The organism is Pseudoalteromonas sp. Angola-4 (genome assembly GCF_028599265.1).
GTDB classification, from domain to species: domain Bacteria; phylum Pseudomonadota; class Gammaproteobacteria; order Enterobacterales; family Alteromonadaceae; genus Pseudoalteromonas; species Pseudoalteromonas atlantica.
This window is the reverse complement of sequence record NZ_JAQREK010000069.1, coordinates 1-494: the sequence shown is the minus strand read 5'-3', so window position 1 is coordinate 494 and position 494 is coordinate 1. Positions and strand designations below refer to the sequence as shown.

At 38.7% G+C, this 494-nt stretch carries 1 protein-coding gene; it reads right to left on the bottom strand.

The features are described from left to right. Positions 1 to 3 precede the first annotated feature (3 nt). On the bottom strand, positions 4 to 494 hold a 491-nt coding region (locus tag PSH48_RS20830), incomplete at its 5' end, for a tetratricopeptide repeat protein (protein WP_273612306.1).

Below are 494 nucleotides of genomic sequence, written 5' to 3'. Positions count from 1 at the left end.
AGTTTAGGCTTCGTTTGAAACTATCGCATTAAAGCTGTCGTTATCATGCAGACTGGCAAAGGCACTTTCATGAAGTAGCTCGTTTCGTAAGTTGGGTGAGTATTCAAGCGACATTTTTATATCGGCTAGAGCATCTGCATGCTCATGCGTTAAAGCATACGCACAGGCGCGCTGCCAGTATGCGTAACCATAGTCGCTATCTATATCAATTGCTTGATTACAAAGCTCAATAGCTTGCTCAGTCTCATTTAATTCTAATAAAGCATCCGCTTTGTAGGCAATGGCTTCTACATCTTCTGGTTTACGTTTTAAAATTTCATCGAATATTTCAATTTTATTCGCAATATCACTTTCAAGGTTGGCTCGCATCCATAACGAATGAACTTCATTAGTGATTGATATGCGTTCTTGGTTACTGAGTATTTCTTCAGAGCGTACTCGCAGTTTTTCTTCTAATATTTTCAAGCGATCTTCATACTCATCAGTAATAACAC